Raw genomic sequence first — 5,992 nt, 5'->3', positions numbered from 1 at the left:
TCAACCTCCGGGTGCCGGCACCCGCAGTGTCATGTGCCCACGCCTGCGCCGGCTGCCCGCGATCCGCCGCGCGGCGCCAGTGTTTGTTCTCCGTCCACCACGTAACTCCAGCGAAATCCTGCAACTTTGCCACAGTTGGTGCGGATCCACATGCAGACGTCCCTGGACGCACCGACATAATCATGGAGCCAACCTGCGCACCTGCCTCCCTAGCTGATTGCCGGTCGTTACACGCGGTGATCAGCAGGGGCAGCGCGAATCACAAGAAAAATCGGATGCAGCGTGGCATCAGGTGGCTGTTTCCCTTTACGCCTTCGCCACATCGAACGATGCTTATCATCGTGCCAGCGGTTTGTTGTGATTACGACAAGGTTTCATTTCACGGTCGATCAGCGAGGAACACGACCGGGGCTGTTGAAAAATGCGCCGCTGGTGGCCGGGTCCGGTTGGGGGCGGAATGACACCCCAACGCATAGCGATCCCGTCTCGCATGGGATCGAATTTCGGGAAAGCCACCTGTCGAGCGAGCAAGACCTACCCGGCGTTGTGGCGCAAAGTCCTCTCGATCAACCAAAGGTGCAGAAGCTGCACCGCGACAAGTGTGGCACCGGTTCCGACCAGCACGGGGAATACAAGTGCCTCCTGCCCGGCTCGGGCAGGAACATTCAATGCCATGAATACCTGAAAGCCAAGAACGCCGATTGCCAAGATCGGTATGAAGGCAAGCGCAACGGATCGGGGCGCGGACCAGTTTACTGCCCCTGTGATCCCCCACTGCATTGGAAGTCGGCGCTCGTTACGAAAGCGTATGTTCGCGCGGTAAGCTAAGGCAGAAAGTATCACGACAAAAACTGCCGAAACGACCAGCATACCCATAGACCGGCTCCTTTACGGATTGTCGTAGCATATTCCCGACACAACGTCTCGCCTTCCCGTTGGGGAACCACCAACGAGACGGCCGCGGCTTTCCCATTAGGATGGTCAAGCGGGAAAGCGAAGGCTTCATTCGTACGAGGAGACTTCGATCAGGTTACCGTCCGGATCGCGGACGTAGACGGAGCGGATCGCGCCTCGCGCGCCTTTCTCGGTCACAGGGCCCTGTTCGATCGCTACGCCTATTGCCGTGAAGTGGTCGGCCACGGTGCAGGGCGGGGTTTCCGTCAGGAAGCACAGGTCCGCGCTGCCCGGCGAGGGGGTGCGCGCGGTGAACCACGCCTCCTGGGAGACGGAGACGGGGCGCAGGTTGATCTTGGTGGCGCCGAACATCATGCTCGTCCGGGTCGACCCGTTGTCGGCCTCGGCATCCCGGCGGCCCATGCCGAGCGCCTTTGCGTACCAAGCCGCCGAAACCTCCACATCGCGCACGTTGAGCACGATGTGATCGAACGCTTCCACCTTCATGTGTGGGTCCTTTCGTCTCGCCCCGTAACCTTATCCACCGGGGTTGTTGCAACCACCTCGACGCAGAAGGCTATGAACGCCTCGATCGCGGCCGGGGCGAGCCGGCGGGAGGGCCGAACCGCGTAGAGCGGAAACACCTCGCCCGGCCAGTCCGGGAACAGGTCGATCAGCGTGCCATCCGCAACCAATCGCTCCGTACCGAGGGCCAGAACCTGCGCGATGCCAGCGCTGGCGCAGGCGGCTACTACCATCGCTTCCACATCAACGAAGGTATAGCGCCCCGTCACCGCGACCGACCGGGTATCGCCGTCGCGGCGGAACTCCCACTCGAATGGCCGGTCCCGCTGCGGATCGACGAAGTGGAGGCAGTCATGGTCCGCCAAGTCTGCGGGCGTCTCCGGGCGACCATGGCGTGCGACATAGCCGGGCGCGGCCACCGTCAGCACCCGAGTATCTAACAGGTGCCGCGACGCCATTGCCGACGACGGCTGGGGCCCGAAGCGCAGCGCAAGATCAATGCCGCTCCGGGTCAGGTCGCCGGCGTCACCCACGACGAACTCGACATGCAAGCCCGGATGACGGTCGGCGAGGGTTGGCAAGGCCGGCGCGATCAGGTGTCGCAGCACGATCGAATTGATCGCGACCCTGACGCGGCCGGACACGACCTGCGCCACACCGCTCGCAATCGTCGCCGCCTCCTCCAGCCCGGCGAGGTGGGGCCGCGCCAGCGTGTGAAGGCGCTGCCCTGCCTCCGTCAGGCGCAAGCTGCGCGTTGTCCGGTCGAGCAGCCGGGCGCCGATTCGGCCCTCCAGTCGCGCCACCGCCCGACTGGCGCCGGACGGCGTCAGCCCTAACGACCGGGCGCCGCCCGAAAAGCTACCCGCCTCAACGACGGCGACGAGTGTGCCGATGTCTGCCAGCAGTCTGGTGTCACGCATCGGTGATCTTTGCCTCCTGTCAAAGGCTTTGTGAGTGACACCCGTCTAACGCACAGGTCTGCCATGGCCTAATTCGTCCTGACGATTGAAGGGAGACGGTCATGTTCGCAGTCACGGGCATTACGGGTCAGGTAGGTGGTGAAGTCGCCCGTGCCCTGCTGGAGGCGGGTGAGCGAGTTCGTGCCGTCGTCCGCCACGAAGACAAGGGGGCGGCCTGGGCGGCGTATGGGTGCGAGGTGGCGGTCGTCGCTGACGCCACGGACCGTGCAGGCCTCGCCGCGGCGCTGGCGGGAACGTCGGGCACCTTCCTGATGGTACCGCCCGACTACGATCCTGCGCCGGGCTTCCCCGCTGCGCGCACAATGGTCGCCGCCTATGCTGGCGCGCTGGCCGATGCCCGGCCTGGCCGCGTCGTCGCCCTGTCGAGCATTGGCGCCCAGATCGACCGCTTCAACCTGCTCAACAACGCCGGGCTGCTGGAGCAGGATTTGGTCAACCCCGGCGTCCCGATCGCCTTCCTGCGCCCCGCCTGGTTCATCGAGAATGCGGCGTGGGACGTGGCCGCTGCGCGGGAAGGCGCGATCGACAGCTTTCTGCAACCGACCGACCGTGCCATCGACATGGTGAGCGTGCGCGACATCGGCCGCGTTGCGGCCGAACTGCTGCGGGGAGATTTGCAGAAGCGTCGCGTCGTCGAGTTGCGTGGTCCCCGCAAGGTCAGCCCGGACGACCTTGCTGCAGCATTCTCGGAGGCACTTGGCCGGCCGGTGCAGGCGGTGCCCGTGGCACGCGCGACATGGGAAGCACGCTTCCGCGCCGAGGGAATGCGACACCCGCAGGCGCGCATGGCGATGCTCGACGGCTTCAACGAAGGCTGGATTGAATTTGCCGGCGAGGGCGCCGGCATCGAACCGGCGGTCGGTACCGTCGATATGGCAGAGGTCGTCTCCGACCTTTGTGCGCGGAGCTGAAGGAGGTCATCATGGCGCGCATCTTCATTACCGGCTCCGCCCAAGGGCTGGGCCTCATGACCGGGCAATTGCTCGCGGAAGGCGGGCATGAGGTCGTCCTTCATGCTCGCGACGCGGCGAGGGCGGCGGCTACGCGCGCCGCTCTGCCGGCTGTGGCCGGTATGGTGGAAGGGGATGTTGCGACGCTGGCCGGGATGCGGGCGGTCGCGGCGCAGGTGAACGCGTTTGGATCGTTCGACGCGGTGATCCACAACGTCGCGATCGGCTACCGCGAACCGCGCCGCGACATCACGGCGGACGGGCTTCCAGCCCTGTTCGCGACCAATGTGCTGGCGCCCTACGCTCTGACCGCGCTGATGCATCGGCCGCGACGGTTGATCTATCTCAGCTCAGGTATGCACCACCATGTCCGCACGGAGATCGACGACATGCTTTGGGAGCGGCGCCGTTGGAATGGCTCGACCGCCTACGCCGAGAGCAAGTTGTACGATGCGATGCTGGCCTTCGCCATCGCGCGACAATGGCCGGATACGATCTCGAACGCGCTGGAGCCGGGGTGGGTACCGACGCGGATGGGCGGTGCGGGCGCGCCCGACGACATGGACCAGGCACATCGCACCCAAGCTTGGCTGGCGGTCTCCAACGATCCCGCGGCGATGCGATCTGGCCGCTATTTTTATCACCTGGAGGAGCGGGCGGCCAACCCGGAGGCGCACGATCCCGCCCTGGCGCGTCGGCTTCTCGACCGATGTGCCGCGTTCAGCAAGATCGAACTTCCGTCCTGACTCCGCGTCAGGCATCGGCAGCAAAGGACGCTCGCAGGGTCGCGCCTCGATACATCATGGAACTCGGGATGGGCATTCCCGATTGGGATCGTTGATCGGGAAACCGAAGACCCGCTTAGCTGCGAAGTAACAGGCCCTGCACGACCTGTTGAATCATGGTCCGATGGTCGGGATTGAAGGGGGATAAGGATCGTGCGGGGTCAATACCGACTCCTTCCGCCGAACGTCCATCGGGATCGCGGTAATCCTCCGCGGGTAACGTGAGCGTCCAACCGTTCGGAAGGGGCTTGGTAAGCTGATCGGACAACGCACCTCGGGTTCGGCCGCCGATCTGCACCACGTTCGGTAACGCCCGCATTGCGAGGGTGAAGGTTTCGCCCGCGCTGACTGTCACGTCGCTGGTCAGCAACGCGACCTTGCCGAGAAAGTGAATACGCTCAGACGGCACGACCTCAAACCGTTGGTAAGGGCCGTTCGCCCCGATGGCCCGTTTCGAAAAGGCTAGCCGTCGCCCTGCCGCGAACCGACTGGCGATATGGAGGCTGATCGCGTCGTACCCGCCACGGTTATTCGTGACATCCACGATCATGCCGGGAAGCCCCTGAAAGGCGGCAAGAGCCTCGTCCAGCGCGGCATCCAGCGCCTTCGTGTCATCAGGGGGCGCATCCTTATCGAACGCGCCCATGGAGACGATGTTGATATAGCCGATCTGCCCGATCGTCCCCCACAGGATGCGGCGGTTGGCGACTTGGCGCCCGCCGCCATCGAGCAGGCTAGTGATCCCCTCACGGTACGACTTCGACCAAGCCCGTTCCCGCTGCGCGGGATCGGGACCCAATGCCGGATCGGCTCGGGCGCTCACGACGGTCCGAGCTTCGCCGCCCTCGAAATCATGATCTACGCCGTCGATCCTGGCCTGCAAACCGACATGGGCATCATCTAGGCTGGCGAGCGCCCGAGTGGTTTGCTTGAAAAAGGCCGTGCCGGGAGCTGAAGCGTCCGTAGTCGCAAGGGCGGCGGTCAAAGCGGCTGGCGTCCTGCCTCGCCGGCCGAAGCCGGGGTAGAGGTCGGCGAACGTCGCCGCGATAACCCTCCCGATATCGTGGGCCGTCCATCTGCGTTGCTCGGTACAGCGACGCGGCAGAGCGTCGATGCGATCGAAGGCATAGTGGGTCTTATCGGGTGAGGCGGCAAATACGAGACTGCTCTGTCCTTTGATGGACACCAGGCGGTAGGCATCGTCGTCGGGATGGCTACCCTGACCGCGATAACAGAACGCACCGGCGACATGGTAGATCGTACGCACTCCATTCCTCACGACGAGGATGTGCCCGTAGCCGCGTGAGCGCCAGATACCGTCAGCAGCCTTGCCCGCCGTTGCCATCGGCACCCAAGGCCCTGCTGCTGCGGCAGAAGTGCCTACCACGAGCAGCGCCGCGCCCAAGGTATATCGGATCAATCCACCAGCCAACGTCTCAACCATCGCCTTTCCACCAAACCATAATCAATGTGTATTGCCATAGCAAGACACTAGAGCTGGTTCATTTCTCGATTGGGAACGATCATCGAGACGGCCGGAGCGTTGGACAGCCCGTGCCCCGTAGTGACCGACCGGCTTTCCCGAAACCTGTTCCCGAATACGCTTTCCCGAAACTGCCCGCTGGACATGGAGAAACGGGACGCTCCGCAAACGAGCGTATGCGTGACGGCGCCTGCCCCGCGTAATTCCATCAGGCGGTGTCACCTAACCCGTCATGCGATCTATGCACCGTAATCGGTCCGGCTTGGGGCGGAATGACATGCTAACGCCGGACCCTTAGACCCCATGACTGCCGGAGCCTCGGAGGCTCGAATCTGAGATGCTGATGATGGATTTGTCAGCAGCGGAGACGAGTCA

Annotated in this window: 6 protein-coding genes; 2 read left to right on the top strand and 4 right to left on the bottom strand. The window is 64.1% G+C overall.

Going from position 1 to position 5,992, the window contains the following annotated elements:
- Positions 1-534 precede the first annotated feature (534 nt).
- From Q0579_RS02285 to Q0579_RS02275, 3 genes are all read right to left on the bottom strand, one after another.
- Positions 535-876: a hypothetical protein gene (locus tag Q0579_RS02285; RefSeq protein WP_273691600.1), complete on the bottom strand. Its 342-nt coding sequence runs from the start codon at positions 874-876 to the stop codon at positions 535-537.
- Positions 877-1,002: 126 nt separating this feature from the next.
- The gene (locus Q0579_RS02280; protein ID WP_273691602.1) at positions 1,003-1,401 is read right to left on the bottom strand and encodes a VOC family protein; all 399 of its coding nucleotides are present in this window, start codon (positions 1,399-1,401) and stop codon (positions 1,003-1,005) included.
- Entirely contained in the window at positions 1,398-2,339 is a 942-nt protein-coding gene (locus Q0579_RS02275) for a LysR family transcriptional regulator (RefSeq protein WP_298279774.1), read from the bottom strand. The genes Q0579_RS02280 and Q0579_RS02275 overlap by 4 nt, the downstream gene beginning before the upstream one ends.
- A 101-nt stretch (positions 2,340-2,440) precedes the next feature.
- Here Q0579_RS02275 and Q0579_RS02270 point away from each other — a divergent pair, with 101 nt between their 5' ends.
- Together Q0579_RS02270 and Q0579_RS02265 are read left to right on the top strand one after the other, a co-directional pair.
- The gene (locus tag Q0579_RS02270) at positions 2,441-3,310 is read left to right on the top strand and encodes an NmrA family NAD(P)-binding protein (protein WP_298279772.1); all 870 of its coding nucleotides are present in this window, start codon (positions 2,441-2,443) and stop codon (positions 3,308-3,310) included.
- An 11-nt stretch (positions 3,311-3,321) separates the two neighbouring features.
- A complete protein-coding gene (locus Q0579_RS02265) occupies positions 3,322-4,095 on the top strand; it encodes an SDR family NAD(P)-dependent oxidoreductase (RefSeq protein ID WP_273691606.1) in 774 nt (257 codons plus the stop codon).
- A gap of 115 nt (positions 4,096-4,210) precedes the next feature.
- Here Q0579_RS02265 and Q0579_RS02260 read toward each other — a convergent pair whose 3' ends face one another.
- On the bottom strand, positions 4,211-5,578 hold the full coding sequence (locus Q0579_RS02260; protein ID WP_298279766.1) for a S41 family peptidase: 1,368 nt from the start codon (positions 5,576-5,578) through the stop codon (positions 4,211-4,213).
- Positions 5,579-5,992 lie beyond the last annotated feature (414 nt).

It is taken from the genome of uncultured Sphingomonas sp., from assembly GCF_936927845.1.
Lineage (GTDB): Bacteria > Pseudomonadota > Alphaproteobacteria > Sphingomonadales > Sphingomonadaceae > Sphingomonas.
Note: the sequence above shows the minus strand (reverse complement) of the source record. Positions and strands in the feature narration are given on the sequence as shown.

Bases quoted from the DNA above. Each gene is read 5' to 3' on its own strand.
- Q0579_RS02265 (WP_273691606.1), top strand. From the start codon at position 3,322: ATGGCGCGCATCTTCATTACCGGCTCCGCCCAAGGGCTGGGCCTCATG.
- Q0579_RS02275 (WP_298279774.1), bottom strand. From the start codon at position 2,339: ATGCGTGACACCAGACTGCTGGCAGACATCGGCACACTCGTCGCCGTC.
- Q0579_RS02270 (WP_298279772.1), top strand. From the start codon at position 2,441: ATGTTCGCAGTCACGGGCATTACGGGTCAGGTAGGTGGTGAAGTCGCC.
- Q0579_RS02280 (WP_273691602.1), bottom strand. From the start codon at position 1,401: ATGAAGGTGGAAGCGTTCGATCACATCGTGCTCAACGTGCGCGATGTG.
- Q0579_RS02285 (WP_273691600.1), bottom strand. From the start codon at position 876: ATGGGTATGCTGGTCGTTTCGGCAGTTTTTGTCGTGATACTTTCTGCC.
- Q0579_RS02260 (WP_298279766.1), bottom strand. From the start codon at position 5,578: ATGGTTGAGACGTTGGCTGGTGGATTGATCCGATATACCTTGGGCGCG.